Source organism: Clostridium sp. MCC345 (genome assembly GCF_018785345.1).
GTDB lineage: Bacteria > Bacillota > Clostridia > Lachnospirales > Anaerotignaceae > Anaerotignum_A > Anaerotignum_A faecicola.
Genome location: NZ_WQPP01000003.1, coordinates 71,377 through 88,033, shown reverse-complemented (window position 1 = coordinate 88,033; position 16,657 = coordinate 71,377). Strand labels below are relative to the sequence as shown.

The window sequence follows — 16,657 nt, the reverse complement described above, 5'->3', positions numbered from 1 at the left end:
TCAAGAAAAGCAAAGGAGAAAGGTAATGGAAGATATGAATATAAACAGCGTAAAGGCGAAGGTGCTAACAGCCGCCCTGCCTTATATCCAAAAATACAACGGAAAAACAGTTGTTGTAAAATACGGCGGCAACGCCATGATTCACCCCCTGCTGAAAAAAGCTGTCATGAGCGACATTATCCTGCTGAAGCTGGTCGGCATCAACATCGTTCTGGTGCATGGCGGCGGCCCCGAAATCAGCAGCATGCTGGAGCGTCTGGATATCCCCTCCAGATTTGTGAATGGTCTGCGGTATACGGATGAGGAAACCATTGAAATCGTGCAAATGGTGCTTTCCGGCAAAACCAACAAGGATCTGGTTTCCCTGATTGAACAGCTGGGCGGCACGGCAATCGGCATGTGCGGCATTGATGCAGGCATGATTCAGGCGAAAAAGCTGGAGGGCGATTACGGCTATGTCGGCGATATCACCCACATCAACACAGAACCCATTGAAAATGCCATTGCGAACGGCTATATCCCCGTTATCGCGACCGTCGGCACAGATTTAGACGGCAATGTATACAACATCAATGCCGACACTGCCGCCGCAGAAATCGCAACAGCCCTGCAGGCAGAAAACATCATCACGCTGACCGATATCCGTGGGCTTTTGCAGGATGTGGATGATCCCGATTCTCTGATTTCCACTGTCACCATGGACGATATTCCCGCTCTGATGGAAAGAGGGATTATCAGCGGCGGCATGATTCCCAAAATCAAGGGTCTGGAGGCCGCAATCAAGGCAGGCGTAAAGAAGGCCGTTATGATTGACGGCAGAATCGAACATTCCATCCTCATCGAAATATTCTCCGATGAAGGGATCGGCACAATGTTTACAAAATAAAAAAGCATGGAAAAAGCACGGAAAGAAGGAATTTCAATGAGCTTTGAAGATATTAAAAAACTGGATGACGCTTATGTCATGCACACCTATGGGCGATACAATCTGGCAATCGACCACGGCAAGGGCGCAATCTGTTATGACCCTGCCGGCAAATCCTATATTGACTTCACCAGCGGCATCGGGGTAAATTCCCTCGGCTTCGCGGATGATGGCTGGGTTGCGGCAGTCACGGCACAGCTGAATAAATTACAGCATATCTCCAACCTGTATTATACAGAGCCCTGCGTTCTGGCAGCAAAGCTAATCTGCGAAAAAAGCGGCATGAAAAAGGTATTCTTCGGCAACAGCGGCGCAGAGGCAAACGAAGGCGTGATTAAGGCGGCAAGAAAATACTCCTTCCAGAAATACGGTGAAGGCAGAAGTAAAATCGTCGCTCTGGAAAACTCCTTCCATGGCAGAACCATGGCGGCACTTTCCGCAACAGGGCAGAACGTATATCACAACTTCTTCTTCCCCTTTGTGGACGGCTTTGTGTTCGCAAAGGCAAATGACACAGAAGATACCATCTCCAAGCTGACAGACGATGTCTGCGCCGTTATGATGGAGCTGGTGCAGGGTGAAGGCGGCGTTATGCCTTTGGAGAAGGAATATGTGCAGGCAGTTTATGCGGCCTGTCAGGAAAAGGATATTCTCTTTATCGTAGACGAGGTACAGACAGGTGTCGGCAGAACAGGCACCTTCTACAGCTATCAGCAGTTCGGGATTCAGCCCGATTTAGTATCCTCCGCAAAGGGTCTGGGCGGCGGTCTGCCGATCGGTGCGGTGCTGTTCGGTGAAAAAACACAGGATACCCTGATTCCCGGTGACCACGGCTCCACCTTCGGCGGCAACCCCGTTGTCTGCGCCGGTGCGGTTGAGGTGCTGAACCGCATGGATGATACCTTCCTGCAAAACGTAACCGCAAAGGGCAGGCACATGCGCGAGAAAATCGAAAAAATGCCCCATGTGACAAGCGTTGCAGGCATGGGCATGATGCTCGGCATTGAGCTGGATATTGACGTAAAGCCTGTGGTGACGGCACTGATGGAAAACGGACTTCTGGTGCTGACCGCAAAACACAAAATGCGTCTGCTCCCCCCTCTGAATATTGCACAGACAGAGCTGGAAAAAGGGCTTTCCATTTTGAAAAACACGCTTGCGGCACTTTGATTTCAAACGTAAATAGGGTATAATGATACCTATCACTGGCATAAAAACCCGACAGGGGTTGGGAAGGGACAGCGTCCCTCGGAAAGAGAGGAACAACTATGAAACATTTTTTGAAGCTGTTGGACTGCACAACAGAGGAAATTTATGAACTGCTTGATCTGGCGGCAACCATGAAGCAGTATGTCAAGGAAGGTAAGGAGCATCATTTCCTGAAGGGCAAAACACTGGGTATGATTTTTGAAAAATCCTCCACCCGTACCCGTATTTCCTTTGAAACAGGGATGTATCAGTTGGGCGGCCATGCGCTGTTTATCAGTGCAAGGGATTCCCAGATTGGCAGAGGCGAGCCCACACAGGATACTGCACGCGTCATGAGCCGTATGCTGGATGGGATTATGATTCGTACCTTTGAGCAGAAGGAAGTGGAAATGCTTGCCGAATACGGCTCCATTCCCATCATCAATGGGCTGACAGACCTGTGTCACCCCTGTCAGGTTATGGCAGACCTGCTGACCATCCGCGAACACAAGGGTAAGCTGGAAGGACTGACCATGTGCTATATCGGCGACGGCAACAACATGGCAAACTCCCTCATCGTCGGCGGTCTGAAAACAGGCATGAACGTGCAGATTGCCTGCCCCGAGGGCTATCGTCCCAACCCTATGGTAATGGATTTTGCAGCGCAGTATCCCGATAAGTTCTCTATCACAGATGACCCCATGACAGCCGCAAAGGATGCCGATGTTGTCATCACAGACTGCTGGACCTCTATGGGACAGGAGGAGGAAAAGAAAATCAGAGAAAAGGCATTTGCAGGCTATCAGGTAAATAAAGAGCTGATGGGTGTTGCAAAGGCAGATGCTATGGTGCTGCACTGTCTGCCTGCTTATCGCGAACAGGAAATCACAACAGAGGTTTTCGAGGCGCATGCAAACGAAATTTTCGACGAAGCGGAAAACAGACTCCATGCACAGAAGGCAGTTCTTGTAAAATTACTGGGTTAAGACAAACAAAAAAGGATAAATCTTCATTCCGAAGATTTATCCTTTTTATTATGCCTGATCGCAGAAATCATTCCTTCATATCCGGATTCAGCTCATGCCATTTTCTATGGTGCGCCTTCATGCAGTCAAAGGTTTCCTCGCTCAGGATATGCTCCATCCGGCAAGCATCCTGCAATGCAGTTTTTTCGCTTACCCCAATATCCATCAGCAGATGGGAAATCACACAATGCTTTTCATAGGTACCCTCTGCCAGTGCCTTGCCCTTTTCTGTCAGCACGATACGACCCTTATCCTCTATCTGCACATAGCCCTCCGCCTTCAGCTTTTTCATGGCATTGGAAATGCTGGGCTTGCTGAAGCCCATTTCCAACGCAACATCCACCGAGCGCACAAAGCCTGTTTTCTGATTTAAAACATAAATCGTCTCCAGATAATTTTCCATAGATTCCTGTGTTTTCATACGGGTTCCCCCCTTCTTCTTCCTTCTATATTAACAAAAATAAGTACAATTTACAATATTTTTCTGTTGTTCTTTGTGTTTTGCATACAGCCTTTAAAAAATTCTATGGGTTTGATTGCATTTTTTTATTGATATTTGGTTGAAAATCATGTATGATGTATATAAGAAAAAACGAGAGCGGCAAATCCTTTTTCCGTTCTTGTATTTTAAGTATGCTTGCTTCTGTAGTTTGAGGTTTTTCTCCTAACTTCAAGCTATTTTGAATCAAACTTTTCATCTCTTCTTGTCATTGCTTCCCAAGCGTAAAAAAGCACCCCCTTTATCGTTTTTTTGCGTGGCAATGGCAACCCTTACGCGGCACCTTCTCCCCCAAGAAGGTGCCGTTCCCCTTTTACGCAGAAATGCTCCGCGAAAACCCACTGAACATTTTTTCATTTTATGCAGAATGAACTGTATTTTATAAATCTTCCCCTTTCTGTCTCTGTGTAGTATGATAAAAGCAATCACTATACAGCATTGATAGAAAAGAGGGTATTTTTATGTACAGAACATTATACAGCCCACAGGGCGGACGCATTATCCTGGATGGACGCGAGGTTATCAATATGGCCTCCAATAACTACCTTGGCCTAGCCAACCATCCTGCCGTTGTTGCTGCCGCAAAGGAGGCTTTGGAAAAATACGGCGTTGCCACAACCGCAAGCAGAAACATCTGCGGCAATTATCCCGTGCATGATGAGCTGGAGGAAAAGCTGGCAAAATTCAAGGGCGTAGAGGCAACACTGGTATTCAACTGCGGCGTAACCGCAAACTCCGGTTTGATTCCACAGCTGGTCGGCAAGGGTGATTTTATCTACAGCGATGAACTGAACCATGGCTCCATCATTGATGGCTGTCGCTTATCCGGCGCAAAAATCAAGGTGTTCCGCCACATGGATATGGCACATCTGGAAGAGCTGCTGCAGGAGCCTGTCGAAGGCAAACGGCTCATCATCACAGACGGCGTATTCAGCATGGACGGCGACCTTGCCCCCCTGCCGGAAATGGCAGATCTGGCAGATCAATATAATGCTCTCTTGGTGGTAGATGATGCCCATGGGGATGGCGTAATGGGCCCTGCCGGCAGAGGTACGGTAGACCATTTCGGTCTGCGCGACCGCATCATCATTGAAACAGGCTCTCTCTCCAAGGCATTCGGCTCCGCAGGCGGCTTTGTGGCAGGCCCGAAGGAGTTCATCGAGGCACTGCGTCCCAAGGCAAGAAGCTTTATCTTCACCGCTTCCCCCATGGCTCCCTGCCTGACAGCGGCGGCAGCAAAGGCTGTAGATCTGGTCATGGAAAATACGGCACTGGTAGATAAGCTGTGGGAAAACCGCAATTACTTTGCCGACCGCCTGAGCAAGCTCGGCTTGAATATCGGCACATCCGTCACACCTGTTATCCCGATTATCGTCGGCGATGCCGAAAAGGCGCAGAAGCTCAGTGAAATGATGTATGAACGAGGCGTTTATGCACAGGCCCTGCAGTTCCCCATGGTGCCCAGAGGAACCGCACGCCTGCGTACCATCCTTTCCGCAGACCACACCAAAGAGGATTTGGACAAGGTTGTGGATGCACTGGAGGAATGTGCGAAGGCACTTGACTTAATCAGATAAAAACAAAACCCCCTTTGCTGAACGAAATCCGTTCGGCAAAGGGGGTTATTTTTATGCCTCATTCCTTATTTCTTCCTGCCGAAGAACCGCTTCCCGCCGCTCTGTCTGTTCAGTCCTCAGCTGCTTCAGGCAGGCATGGCGTTAAAGCGAATCACATAAAAAAAGAAGCCCTGAAAAATCAAGGCTTCTTCGCTGCACCCGACAGGATTCGAACCTGCGGCCTTTCGGTCCGGAGCCGAACGCTCTATCCCCTGAGCTACGGGTGCGTAAGGGCTGTGTTTCAGCCCGTTTTTCTATTCTACATGGAATCGTGGAAAATGTCAATTCCTTTCCCCCTGTTTCCTTTCGTCAAAAGCCGCTTCATTTTAAACAATCTCTACCGAAGGCAGCTGCCAGATTTCATCGGCATACTGACGAATGGTGCGGTCAGAAGAAAATTTACCGCTCTCTGCCGTATTAAGAATTGCCATCCGCACCCATTTTTCCTCATCGCGGTAGGCTCTGTCGATGTCCCACTGTGCGCGTGCATAATCGGCGTAATCCTCCAGAACGAAGTATTCATCTGCTCTGCCGCCGCAGCCGTTCAGCAGTGCATCGTACAGCTCACGGAACAGATTGGTATCCGGGTCAAATGTGCCGTCAATCAGGCTTGTCAGCGCCATCCGCACCTCCTGATTCATGTTATAGACCATCCAGGGATCATATCCCTCCTGTGTCTTCTGCTGCACCTCCGCCGCGCTCATGCCGAAGATAAAGATATTGTCTCTACCGACCTCCTCGCAAATTTCCACATTTGCACCATCCATCGTGCCGATTGTCAGCGCACCGTTCAGCATAAACTTCATATTGCCTGTACCGGAGGCCTCCTTGCCCGCAGTCGAAATCTGCTCGCTGACATCTGCTGCCGGAATCATCTTTTCTGCCAGAGAAACACGGTAGTTTTCCATAAATACCACCTTAATCTTACCATGAATGGTCGGGTCGTTATTCACCACATCCGCAACAGCGTTAATCAGCTTAATGATGAGCTTCGCTCTGTGGTAGCCTGCCGCCGCCTTTGCCCCGAAAATAAAGGTTCTGGGTATCATATCCAGTCCGGGGTTCATCTTCAGGTGGTTATACAGCCCAATGACATGCAGGATATTCAGCAGCTGTCTTTTATATTCATGCAGACGCTTCACCTGAATATCAAAAATGGAATCAGGATTGATATCAATCCCCTTTGTTTCCTTGATATATTGCGCCAATGCAATTTTGTTTTCCTTCTTGATTGCCGTAAATCGGCTGCGGAAGGTAGCATCCTCTGCATAAGGTACCAGCTTTTTCAGCTCATCCAGATTGGTAATCCAGCCCTTGCCGATGGTTTCGGTAATCAGCTCTGCCAGCTTCGGATTGGCATGGAGCAGCCATCTTCTCTGGGTAATGCCGTTTGTTTTGTTATTGAATTTTTCGGGATACAGCTCATAAAAATCATGCAGCTCCTGCTTTTTCAGAATTTCCGTATGCAGTGCCGCTACCCCGTTGACAGAATGACTCCCGACGATTGCCAGAAATGCCATGCGAATCTGCCCATCTGCAATGATTGCCATTTTTCTGATTTTATCGGGATTGTTCCCATATTTTTCCGTCAGCTCCAGAACGAAACGGCGGTTGATTTCCTCCACAATCTGATAAATACGAGGGAGCAGGCGGCTGAATAATTCCATCGGCCATTTTTCCAACGCTTCGGACATAATCGTGTGATTGGTATATGCACAGACCCTTCTTGTAATATCCCATGCCTGATCCCAAGGCAAATCATTTTCATCCACCAGCACACGCATCAGCTCCGCCACCGCCATACTGGGGTGGGTATCATTCAGCTGAAATGCCACCTTATCGGGCAGTTCGTTGAAATCAGTATGCTTTTTCTTGAAGCGCGCAATGACACGCTGCACCGTTGCGGAAATGAAGAAATACTGCTGCCGCAGACGCAGCTCCTTCCCCTGTATATGCTCATCCGCAGGATACAGCACATCCGTCAGCGTATTGGCAAGCAGCTCCTCCTCCGCCGCCTTCTGATAATTGCCCTCATTGAAGGATTTCAAATCCAGTCTGGTTTTGGGCTTTGCCTCCCATAGACGCAGGGTATTTACAGTATTATTGCCATACCCAATCACCGGATAATCATACGGGATTGCCGTTACAGACTGATAATTTTCCTGCACAAAGCGATATTCGCCGTTGCCCTTTTCCACTGCGCGCACATTGCCGCCAAATTTGACCTCAACGGCATATTCATTCCGTTTAATGCCCCAAGGGTCGCCGTTTTCCAGCCAGTTATCCGGCACCTCGACCTGATAGCCGTTTTCAATCCGCTGCTCAAAGATGCCGTAATGATAGCGAATCCCACAGCCGTAAGCCGGCAGGGAAAGCGTGGAAAGGGATTCCAGAAAGCAGGCCGCCAATCTGCCAAGGCCGCCGTTGCCAAGGCCGGGGTCTGGCTCTGCTTCCTCCACCATATTGTAATCAATGCCCAGCTCCGCAAAGACCTCCTTCACCTCATCAAACATTTCCAGATTGATCAGTGCATTGCCAAAGAAACGCCCCATCAGAAATTCCATGGAGAGGTAATAAACCACCTTTGCATCCCTTTCATAATATTCATCATGGGTTTTCATCCACTTATCGGTAATCACATCGCGCACAGCAAACACTGCCGCCTGATACAGCTCCTCAGGCGATGCATTTTCCAGTGTTTTGCGGTACAGCGTTTTCACATTTTCCCGAATGAGCTTCTTCAGTTCCTTTTTTTCAATTCGTTCCATACTAAACCCCCTTAAGGTTTTCTCTATTTCTACAAAAATTTTGTTTTGTATGCTATTCTGTACATTTTCCTTTTCATCATACCAAAAAAAAGAAGGCTTGGCAAATTTCTCCTTTTTTCCGCTACAATAGCGGCGAAAAGAGAAATACTCCCGCAAGAAAGCCACCTGCGCTAAAAAGTGCGTTTCGTATGGAAACAGGCTCAGGCAAAATGCCTGCCGAGGCATGATACAGCCCCACGCCGCCCAGAAACGCCAGCGGAAATACGGGAATCTCCCATGAGAAGCAGACCGCCGCCGTCAGAAAAAGAAACAGCGCGCGCCGCAAAAGCACATCCCATGGAAGATATTTCTCTGCCAGAAATCCCGTCCCGCAGCCTGCCGCCGCACAGCCTGCCGCACCCCAGAACCGCGCCGTACCCATGGCAGACGGCAAAACTGCGAAGCAGAGCATCGCCAGATAAGCCCCCTCCAAAAAGCAAAGGACAGCACCCGCGGCGTTCCGCCTCTCTGCCGTCCTTATCATCATCAGATACCCCACCAGAAGGAGCACCCAGACCTTTTCCATAAAATCACCCCATCATACCCTCTTAGAAAAAGGATATGGCAGGGACAAAGCCTTCATGCCGCATCAGAGCGCAAAAACAATCCCCACAATGGCACTCAGCACGATATAAAAAATCGGGTGCTTTTTCCATTTATTCGTTGCGAACAGCAGCACCACAAACAGAATACATTCCTCAATGCCGATATAGCTGCCAAAATTGGAAAGCGTTAAATCAGATAGCGCCGCAGAATGAAACAGCGCCCCGATCAGCACGCCAAAGCCTGCCGCCGCAATCAGCCCCATAACCGCAGGGCGCAGTCCGTAAAACGCATACTCCACATATTTATTGCTGCGGAATTTTTTCAGCACCTTGGAAATCAGAATAATAATGATAACTGAGGGCAACACCAGACCAAAGGTTGCCGCAATGCTGCCGATAACGCCGCTGTGCTGAAAGCCCGTATAGGTTGCCATATTGATGCCCAAGGGGCCGGGGGTCGATTCCGAAACAGCAATCATATCGGGAATCTGCTTCGCGGAAAACCATGGATATTTATCCGCCAGACGGTAGAGGAAGGGCAGCGTTGCCAGACCGCCGCCGATGGAAAACAGCCCAATCTTGAAGAATTCAAAAATCAAAATCAGAAGGCTCATCATTTCTCCTTCGCCTCCCTTCCGCAGGAAACAGCAATGCCGAGAATCGCCGCCGCCAGCACAATCCAGACAGGGGAAATATCCACCCATACGGATACAAGGAAGGAAGCCGCCGCAATCACCACACAAAGCTTATCCACGATGGATTTTTTCCGCAGTCCCATCACGGCATTGAGAATCAGCACGCTGACCACAACGCGAATCCCTGCAAAGGCATGCTGCACCACTGCCAGCTCCGCAAAGTTTTTCAGCACTGCCGCAATGAACATCACAATACACAGCGACGGGAACACACTCCCGACCGTTGCCGCAATCGCGCCCGGTATGCCCTTCTGCTTATAGCCGATAAAGGTTGCCGTATTGATAAAAATAACGCCGGGAGTGCATTGCCCGATTGCAAAATAATCCAGCATTTCATCCTCTGTTGCCCATTGGCGCTTTTCTACAACCTCCTTCTGCAGCATCGGCAGCATAGCATAGCCGCCGCCAAAGGTAAAGCCGCCAATGCGTGCAAAAGAAGAAAATAATTCCCACAATTCTTTCATTGCTATCCTCTTTTCTGCTCTTATGTCTCCTGCATTTTCGCCATTCGGTCTGTCGTTGCGAGGGTATCCATCATTTCATTCAAATCGCCATCCATAATGGCATCAATCTTATGCAGTGTCAGTCCAATGCGGTGGTCTGTCACCCTGCCCTGCGGGAAGTTATAGGTGCGGATACGCTCACTTCTGTCCCCTGTGCCGACCTGCGAGCGTCTGTCGGCGGAAATTGCCGCATCATGCGCGCGCCGCTCCCGTTCATATACACGAGCATACAGCACCTTTAACGCCTGCTCCTTATTCTTGAGCTGCGATTTCTCATTCTGACAGGTAACCACAATCCCCGTCGGGATATGCGTCATCCGCACCGCAGAATCCGTTGTATTGACACACTGACCGCCGTTGCCCGATGCACGGAACACATCCACGCGCACATCGTTCATATCAATATGCACATCGACCTCCTCCGCCTCCGGCAGCACTGCCACCGTCACCGTTGAGGTATGCACGCGTCCGCCGCTTTCCGTCACCGGCACACGCTGCACACGATGCACGCCGCTTTCGTATTTCAAACGAGAATATGCTCCCTCGCCCTTTATCATAAAGGAAATTTCCTTAAAACCGCCAAGGTCGCTCTCGCTCGTATTCATAATTTCTATCTTCCATTTTCTCCGCTCTGCATAGCGCGCATACATGCGGAATAAATCCCCTGCAAACAATGCTGCCTCATCGCCACCTGCGCCGCCGCGGATTTCCATGATAACATTCTTTTCATCATTGGGGTCCTTGGGAATCAGCAAAAGCGTCAGCTCCTGCTTCAGCGTTTCCGCCTTTTCCTTGTTTTCCGCCAGCTCCTCCTTCAAAAGCTCCCGAAAATCCTCCTCCTGCTTTTCCTCCAGCATGGCAAGGCTTTCGGCAATCCCTTCCTTCGCCTGCTTATACTCCCGATATTTCTCCACAATGGGAGTCATATCGCTGTATTCCTTCATCCGCTTGCGCCATTCTGTCTGATTGGCAATCACGTCGGGGTCGTTAATCTGTTCCGCCAAGTCCTCATATTTCGTTTCGATTTCCGCCAAACGGTCTAACATTTTTATGCCCCCTCCTTCTTTCCTGTATATCTCCCAAAGGCAACCCTGTCCAGTCCTGCCAGGTCCTGTCGGATGCCGATTTCCGTATAGCCAAAGTCTGCCAAAAGCGTGCGCAGGGCTGCTCCCTGATCATAGCCGATTTCAAAAAACAGCCAGCCGCCCTGTTTCAGCCATTCTCGGCTTTCCGCTGCAATCACGCGGTAAAAATCCAGACCGTCCGCGCCGCCGTCCAGTGCATTTCTGGGTTCAAAGTCCTTCACTTCCGTCATCAGCCCTGCGATATCCTCCTTGGGAATATAGGGCGGATTGGAAACAATCGCATCCAGCTGTCCTCTCCACTGCGCAGGTATATTTTGAAATAAATCACTTTCATAAAACGAAATTTCCGCATGGTTTGCCGCCGCGTTTTTCGTTGCATAGCCTAACGCCTTCCGGCTGATATCCACCGCCAGAACATATTCAAATTGCCCGTAATGGGACAGGCTGACAGGAATACAGCCGCTCCCCGTCCCGATATCCAGAATCGTCCGCAGTGGTTCTGTCTGCTGCTTCTCCAGAATGGTTTCCACCAGAATTTCCGTATCCCCTCTGGGAATCAGCACGCCCTCGCCCACAGAAAAGGGAAGTCCCATGAACTCCCATGTGCCGAGGATATACTGCGTCGGGCGACCGCTCTCCCGTTCCGCAAGAAAGCCTTCATACTGCATCGCAGCCTCCGCAGAAAGCGGCTCCTCTCCACGCAAAAATAAAGCCGTTCGATTCAGACCGACAGCTTTTTCGAGCAGCAGTTCCGCTTCAACGGCGTAGGCATCCTTTCCTGCCGACCGCAACCGCTGCTTCCCCTCGCGCAACGCCTCTGCAATGGTTTTATTCCTCAGGCTCATCTTCCAGAACCCCTTTCATTGCCGCAATGGCACATTCTATCTGGCTTGCATCCGGCTCTGCCGTTGTCAGCTTCTGCAGGCAAAGTCCCGGCGCACTGACGATTTTCACGAAGCTGCTTTCTGAATTGCCCGCCCAGCGGATAACCTCATAGGAAATCCCCGCAATAAACGGCACAAGGCAGATTCTTGTAATCAGCCGCAGCCAGAATACATCCGTCCGAACGAAGAAAAACACAATCATGGAAATCAGCATAACGAACAGCAGAAAGCTTGTGCCGCAGCGCTTATGCAGCCTTGTGCAGGGGCGTACGTTTTCCACCGTCAGCTCCTTGCCGCTTTCAAAGCATGCAATCGTCTTATGCTCTGCGCCATGGTATTGGAATACGCGCTTAATCTCCTTCATACGAGAAATCAGCCAGAGATAGCCAAGGAAAATCGCAATACGAATCAAGCCTTCGATAATGCCCAGTGCCCATGTCGGCACAAGGGTTTTGAATAAATTCCCGATGGCAACGGGCAGCACAAAAAACAGCCCCATACCCAGAAGCAGGGAAATGAATACACTGAAATAAATCAGAATATCGTTGATTTTATCCCCAAGCTTGTCCTTCAGCCATTGCTCAAAAGGGGAAAGCTCTTCCTCCTCCCAGCCCTCGCCTGCAATTTCCGCAGAACGCATCAGTATTTTCGTACCGGTAACAAGGGAATCCACAAACGCCGCCATGCCGCGGAAAATAGGGTATCTGAACAGCCCTTTTTTCCCTAGGCCGCCGACAGGCTTCTTTTCCACAACAATTTCCCCTTCGGGATTTCTCACTGCCATTGCATATATCTTTTTTCCGCGCATCATAACGCCCTCAATGACCGCCTGACCGCCGATGTTATTTGTCTGTTGTTTGCCGTTTGACACAGAATCATCTCCTTTCATAAATATTTATTATAGCATAAGGGAGTAAATTTAGCAAAACGGTTTTTGTTATAGTCTGCTGCGCAATCGAAATTTGTATCATAGGAGGTAAAAAACATGAAGAAAATCGAAGGTTTATATCGCAGCTACTGCCACGAAAGAGAACTAGAAATGCAGGAGTATCACACAGGAGGGAACAGGATGAAAGAATTGCAGGAATTTTTGAAAAGCAAGCTCAATGCGGAAGATTATTTCACCGCGGAAGAAATACTGAATAATCTGATTGCCGAGACGGAAGAAAAAGGCTTTGCCGCAGGTGCCAAATACACCGCTAGTCTTGGGAAAGAATTGTTTGCAGAATAAAAAAATTTGCCCCTCGAAAGAGGGGCTTTTGTTATTAAAATTTCTCCCTTTTTAATACTGTTTCAGTGCTTCTTCCACTCAACTTATCAAAATTCAGTGTTTTGTAGCAAGTTAAAATGTTCCTTTCGCAAAACCTTCCAAAAGCATATTTATCGAACACTCAATAATTCCTAATTATCAACTCCTTAAAAACCTTCTCACCGCCAATAGCCACTCCGAGATTATTAACCCGCTCAACCTCTTCAATATGAAATCCCTCATACAGATTCCGCACAAACGCATCATCATTATATGTAAGAATCCACTTTCCTTTCAGATTATATAACATTTCTGCCAATTTTCGATGTTCAGTTTCTCCAAAATCATCCTTCATCTGATAGAACTTTTCCGTTCCATGATAAGGTGGATCTATAAAAAACAGCGTCCTTTCGGAATCATGAATCTGTAGAATTTCATCAAAAGATTTATTCTCAATCAGTACCTTGATTAATCGTTCATGCACCGCCTGCAAATTTTTTATTGCAGATACATCCTTAAATCCAACTCCAAATGTAGACACCTTAGATCCATAAGATGCTTTAATCAAATAAAACATTCGTGCCGCTCTCTGCAGTTCTGTCATTGTTTCCGGTTGCATTCCCCGTTGTCGGAAAAATTCTTCTCTGCTGTTTAGCATAAAACTGAGCTCAGCTTGCAACGCCTCTGGATGATATTTTACCATCCGAAAAAGATTCACCAATTCTCCATTGATATCATTGTATACCTCTTTAGAATGAGGTGTTTTCCCGAATAACACCCATGCTGCACCGCCAAACGGCTCAACATATTTTTCTATTTCTTCTTTCGGAAATTTCTTGATAATTTCCTTTCTAAGCAGTTTTTTCCCACCTACCCAAGAAACAAAACTATTCATATTGATCGCTCCTTTCTCTGTTCATCATCCCACAAAGAAAGTCTCTTAAAGTCTCAATTTTTCACACAAAAAAATTAAGGGGACGGATAACCGCCCCCTACCATTTTCGCGACCTCACGAAAAAGCTTATTTCTTCGTCAGCACTGCCACATTTCCCTTACTGGTAACACTATACCCGATAGCATCCGCCACATCCCGAATTTTGATATAGTTTGTGCCATCCTTAAGGATACGTTCTGTCATGTGTTCTTTGCCGTCAATAATAACCTTGCATTTTTCTACCACTTCATCATCCCTCATTTCGTATTGAAATACATCCTCAACCAACAGCCAATGCGTGAATTTATTGCACCGCAGGGGGACTTCTCGCACGCCGAAAGCCGATCCATCCGCCGCCACATAATACGGATGCCCATTCTTCATCCCGGTATAAACCCCGATATGCCCCTGCATCCAGACCAACGCCCCGATGGGTGCTTTTTCGATGGTGGAAATGGGGTTGATTTTGGTTGCCTTTGCCTTCCACTGGCCCGAACCGAGCGTCACGCCGCACGCCCACGAAATCAGACCGCTGCAATCCACGCAGACCTTGCCGATTTTATCCCTATCGCTCAGCCAGACCATTTTCCCGTAGGTGTTTTTCAGAAATTTATAGTTCTGCTCTGTCATAACCTTGCCCTTCATGCCGTAAACATACGGTGTGCCGATTTTGGAACGGCAGAAGGCTACCAATTCTTTTCCTGTCATTTTTTTCGCCATGTAATCAACCCCTCACAATTTCCTTGACCGCCTTGTTCTCCTTCAGCATTTTTCGCATTTCTTCCAGTGCCTCATCCACCCACAGAGAGAAGGTGTCGAAGGATACCGCCATAGCCAATGCAGGAAACCGCTGGATGAATAAATCGTAGGTCTGCCGCAGCTTCAGCTTGCCTGTGCCGCTCCCCAATTCCACCTCTGCCTGTGTGACCGCCCACAGCAGCCATTCCTTTACCCTTTCTCTCTGCTCGGATGTTGGCATTTTCAGAAACCGCCCGATGTACACACCGACCATCCCTGCAACCGCCATCAGCGCAACCACCAAATACCAATTTTCCATTAAAAACATTATTCTTTCCTCCTTCTTTCTTTTATATAAAAAAGCGCCCGATTTCTCGAACGCTCTTTCTGCTTATGCGCTTGCCTCCAAAAACAAGTTGATAAAATAAATCTGTCCCTTTCCTGTTACCTTTGGCGTTTTGTTTAGGCTGGTATGTCCGTCACCGTGCGAAATCGTAGTTAGCTTAATTTCAAACAGCTCCATTTCCATGCTCCGCTGCGTCGGCATATTATAGTCAGTGCCTTTTCGGCTAATGAGATAGCCGTTTTCACGCATCCATGTAAACAACCTGTTCTGTCCCATATCCACGCCGTTCTGTTTTAACAGCTTTGCCAGTTCACCTACCAGAATAGAAGCCTTTGCCACAGAAACGGAATTCGCAAATGTTACCAACGGCTTATCCTTTTCCGCCTGCCGCTCCAACTCCATTCTCTTCTCCCGTTCCGCTTTCAGATTTGTTGCCAATTTGATGATGGTATCCGGATTCAACAGCGCTTCTTCGATTTTCTGCGGTGTCATGTATGCCCCATGCTTGCGGATGGAGGGAATAATCTCATCCGCTACCAAGGCTTGAAACCTTTCCGCCGTTTCGTTTTTGGCTTTCATAGCCAGACGGTAGAAGATATTTTCGGGGATGAAATCTGGTCTTTTGCCATTTGTGGCAAAACCGATTTCCTCAAGATATTCTTCAACTCTTTTCCACCTAACATTTACATATTCTGTGCCGCCAACATTTTGTGTTGTGGTAAACCCAAGCCCTCTTGCCACTGCTTCCAGTTTCAAATACGCTGTTCCGTCTTTTTCGTAGCAGTCTACGCCGCCAATGTTCATAATCTCATTCATACTTTCACAACCCTTCTTTCTCGAACGCTCTTAATCACTTCAACAATTTCACCGCAAAGCTGTTGAATTTTTTCCATTTCCTCACGCTTTGCATAATTTGTAATCTCAGAGGATATTGTCAAATATTTTTCATCAAATTTTATCAGCATATTAAAACCTCCCTTTAAATCATCTTGCTTACCAAAGTTACAAGTGCCAAAACCAAGCCCATCAAAAAGATAAAATGTACCATTAGCTTAAAAATATCTTTTTTCATATTGCACCGTTGGAGTTTTTCATGTATTATTACTGATAGAAGGTTGGGGCTTTCGCCCCTCCCTCTATGTAATGAGTTTGATTAGGATTAAAACCCATCCTACCAATGAGATTATCCTAATCATGAGCTTTTCAAGTTGTTCCACCAGCTTGATTAGCTCTTTTATTTTGTCCTCCAACGTGTCACCTCCTTTCTGATACTATAATATCATACTTGCGCAAGTATGTAAATCGACAACTTAAACAAAATATACTTGCGCAAGTATACCATTATTTGTGCAAATTGCATACTTGTGTAAGTATTTCATGATACGATATAATAGTATTAAGGAGGTATGCAAAATGGGTAAAACATCAAGCGCAGTAAAAAACAAGTACAATGCCAAAGCCTATGACCGCATCAATTTAACAATGCCGAAAGGCAAAAAGGAAGTTATTCAAAATCACGCTGAAGAACGCGGAGAAAGCACCAATGCTTTTATCAATCGTGCTATCAATGAAACCATGCAACGTGATTCTGAGTCCAATTCTTAAGACCGCCCCTCGC

Annotated in this window: 19 protein-coding genes and 1 tRNA gene; 6 read left to right on the top strand and 14 right to left on the bottom strand. The window is 47.8% G+C overall.

Going from position 1 to position 16,657, the window contains the following annotated elements; all coding sequences use genetic code 11:
* Positions 1 to 25 precede the first annotated feature (25 nt).
* The 3 genes from argB to argF all read left to right on the top strand — a co-directional run bounded on the left by argB (position 26) and on the right by argF (position 3,099).
* Complete coding sequence (gene argB, locus GPK49_RS00580) at positions 26 to 886, top strand: acetylglutamate kinase (protein ID WP_016406666.1); 861 nt, start codon at positions 26 to 28, stop codon at positions 884 to 886.
* A gap of 36 nt (positions 887 to 922) precedes the next feature.
* The gene (locus GPK49_RS00575; RefSeq protein WP_215676438.1) at positions 923 to 2,095 is read left to right on the top strand and encodes an aspartate aminotransferase family protein; all 1,173 of its coding nucleotides are present in this window, start codon (positions 923 to 925) and stop codon (positions 2,093 to 2,095) included.
* A gap of 98 nt (positions 2,096 to 2,193) precedes the next feature.
* The gene (gene argF, locus GPK49_RS00570) at positions 2,194 to 3,099 is read left to right on the top strand and encodes an ornithine carbamoyltransferase (RefSeq protein WP_215676437.1); all 906 of its coding nucleotides are present in this window, start codon (positions 2,194 to 2,196) and stop codon (positions 3,097 to 3,099) included.
* 67 nt (positions 3,100 to 3,166) lie between these two features.
* On the opposite strand, the gene GPK49_RS00565 is transcribed toward argF, so the two are convergent.
* A complete protein-coding gene (locus GPK49_RS00565) occupies positions 3,167 to 3,559 on the bottom strand; it encodes a metal-dependent transcriptional regulator (RefSeq protein ID WP_016406663.1) in 393 nt (130 codons plus the stop codon).
* Positions 3,560 to 4,098: 539 nt separating this feature from the next.
* Here GPK49_RS00565 and GPK49_RS00560 point away from each other — a divergent pair.
* The gene (locus GPK49_RS00560) at positions 4,099 to 5,214 is read left to right on the top strand and encodes an aminotransferase class I/II-fold pyridoxal phosphate-dependent enzyme (RefSeq protein WP_118580914.1); all 1,116 of its coding nucleotides are present in this window, start codon (positions 4,099 to 4,101) and stop codon (positions 5,212 to 5,214) included.
* A 193-nt stretch (positions 5,215 to 5,407) separates the two neighbouring features.
* Here GPK49_RS00560 and GPK49_RS00555 read toward each other — a convergent pair.
* From GPK49_RS00555 to GPK49_RS00520, 8 genes are all read right to left on the bottom strand, one after another.
* Positions 5,408 to 5,480, bottom strand: a tRNA-Arg gene (locus tag GPK49_RS00555).
* Positions 5,481 to 5,579: 99 nt separating this feature from the next.
* On the bottom strand, positions 5,580 to 8,021 hold the full coding sequence (locus GPK49_RS00550) for a glycogen/starch/alpha-glucan phosphorylase (protein ID WP_016406661.1): 2,442 nt from the start codon (positions 8,019 to 8,021) through the stop codon (positions 5,580 to 5,582).
* Positions 8,022 to 8,142: 121 nt separating this feature from the next.
* Positions 8,143 to 8,586 (bottom strand): hypothetical protein, encoded by a 444-nt coding sequence (locus GPK49_RS00545; RefSeq protein ID WP_215676436.1) that lies wholly within the window; start codon positions 8,584 to 8,586, stop codon positions 8,143 to 8,145.
* A gap of 63 nt (positions 8,587 to 8,649) precedes the next feature.
* The gene (locus GPK49_RS00540) at positions 8,650 to 9,219 is read right to left on the bottom strand and encodes a chromate transporter (RefSeq protein WP_215676508.1); all 570 of its coding nucleotides are present in this window, start codon (positions 9,217 to 9,219) and stop codon (positions 8,650 to 8,652) included.
* Positions 9,219 to 9,764, bottom strand: coding sequence for a chromate transporter (locus GPK49_RS00535; protein WP_215676435.1), 546 nt, complete (start codon positions 9,762 to 9,764; stop codon positions 9,219 to 9,221). Before GPK49_RS00535 ends, GPK49_RS00540 begins: the two co-directional genes overlap by 1 nt.
* A gap of 20 nt (positions 9,765 to 9,784) precedes the next feature.
* Positions 9,785 to 10,849 carry a peptide chain release factor 1 gene (gene prfA, locus GPK49_RS00530; RefSeq protein WP_016406657.1) on the bottom strand — a complete coding sequence of 355 codons (1,065 nt, stop codon included), beginning with the start codon at positions 10,847 to 10,849 and terminating at the stop codon, positions 9,785 to 9,787.
* Positions 10,850 to 10,851: 2 nt separating this feature from the next.
* Positions 10,852 to 11,733 (bottom strand): peptide chain release factor N(5)-glutamine methyltransferase, encoded by an 882-nt coding sequence (gene prmC, locus GPK49_RS00525; RefSeq protein WP_215676434.1) that lies wholly within the window; start codon positions 11,731 to 11,733, stop codon positions 10,852 to 10,854.
* Positions 11,717 to 12,643, bottom strand: coding sequence for a DUF1385 domain-containing protein (locus tag GPK49_RS00520; RefSeq protein WP_318283794.1), 927 nt, complete (start codon positions 12,641 to 12,643; stop codon positions 11,717 to 11,719). Before GPK49_RS00520 ends, prmC begins: the two co-directional genes overlap by 17 nt.
* A gap of 114 nt (positions 12,644 to 12,757) precedes the next feature.
* Here GPK49_RS00520 and GPK49_RS00515 point away from each other — a divergent pair, with 114 nt between their 5' ends.
* Positions 12,758 to 13,003: a hypothetical protein gene (locus GPK49_RS00515; protein WP_215676432.1), complete on the top strand. Its 246-nt coding sequence runs from the start codon at positions 12,758 to 12,760 to the stop codon at positions 13,001 to 13,003.
* A gap of 160 nt (positions 13,004 to 13,163) precedes the next feature.
* On the opposite strand, the gene GPK49_RS00510 is transcribed toward GPK49_RS00515, so the two are convergent.
* The 5 genes from GPK49_RS00510 to GPK49_RS00490 form a co-directional block, all read right to left on the bottom strand.
* The gene (locus GPK49_RS00510) at positions 13,164 to 13,916 is read right to left on the bottom strand and encodes a DNA adenine methylase (RefSeq protein ID WP_215676431.1); all 753 of its coding nucleotides are present in this window, start codon (positions 13,914 to 13,916) and stop codon (positions 13,164 to 13,166) included.
* A gap of 126 nt (positions 13,917 to 14,042) precedes the next feature.
* Entirely contained in the window at positions 14,043 to 14,675 is a 633-nt protein-coding gene (locus GPK49_RS00505) for a hypothetical protein (protein ID WP_215676430.1), read from the bottom strand.
* Between the two features lie 4 nt (positions 14,676 to 14,679).
* Positions 14,680 to 15,021 (bottom strand): hypothetical protein, encoded by a 342-nt coding sequence (locus GPK49_RS00500; RefSeq protein ID WP_318283793.1) that lies wholly within the window; start codon positions 15,019 to 15,021, stop codon positions 14,680 to 14,682.
* A 63-nt stretch (positions 15,022 to 15,084) separates the two neighbouring features.
* Entirely contained in the window at positions 15,085 to 15,855 is a 771-nt protein-coding gene (locus tag GPK49_RS00495) for a phage antirepressor KilAC domain-containing protein (RefSeq protein WP_215676429.1), read from the bottom strand.
* The gene (locus tag GPK49_RS00490; protein ID WP_016408210.1) at positions 15,852 to 16,004 is read right to left on the bottom strand and encodes a hypothetical protein; all 153 of its coding nucleotides are present in this window, start codon (positions 16,002 to 16,004) and stop codon (positions 15,852 to 15,854) included. The genes GPK49_RS00495 and GPK49_RS00490 overlap by 4 nt, the downstream gene beginning before the upstream one ends.
* A 448-nt stretch (positions 16,005 to 16,452) precedes the next feature.
* On the opposite strand from GPK49_RS00490, the gene GPK49_RS00485 reads away from it, so the two are divergent.
* Complete coding sequence (locus tag GPK49_RS00485) at positions 16,453 to 16,644, top strand: hypothetical protein (RefSeq protein ID WP_215676428.1); 192 nt, start codon at positions 16,453 to 16,455, stop codon at positions 16,642 to 16,644.
* Positions 16,645 to 16,657 lie beyond the last annotated feature (13 nt).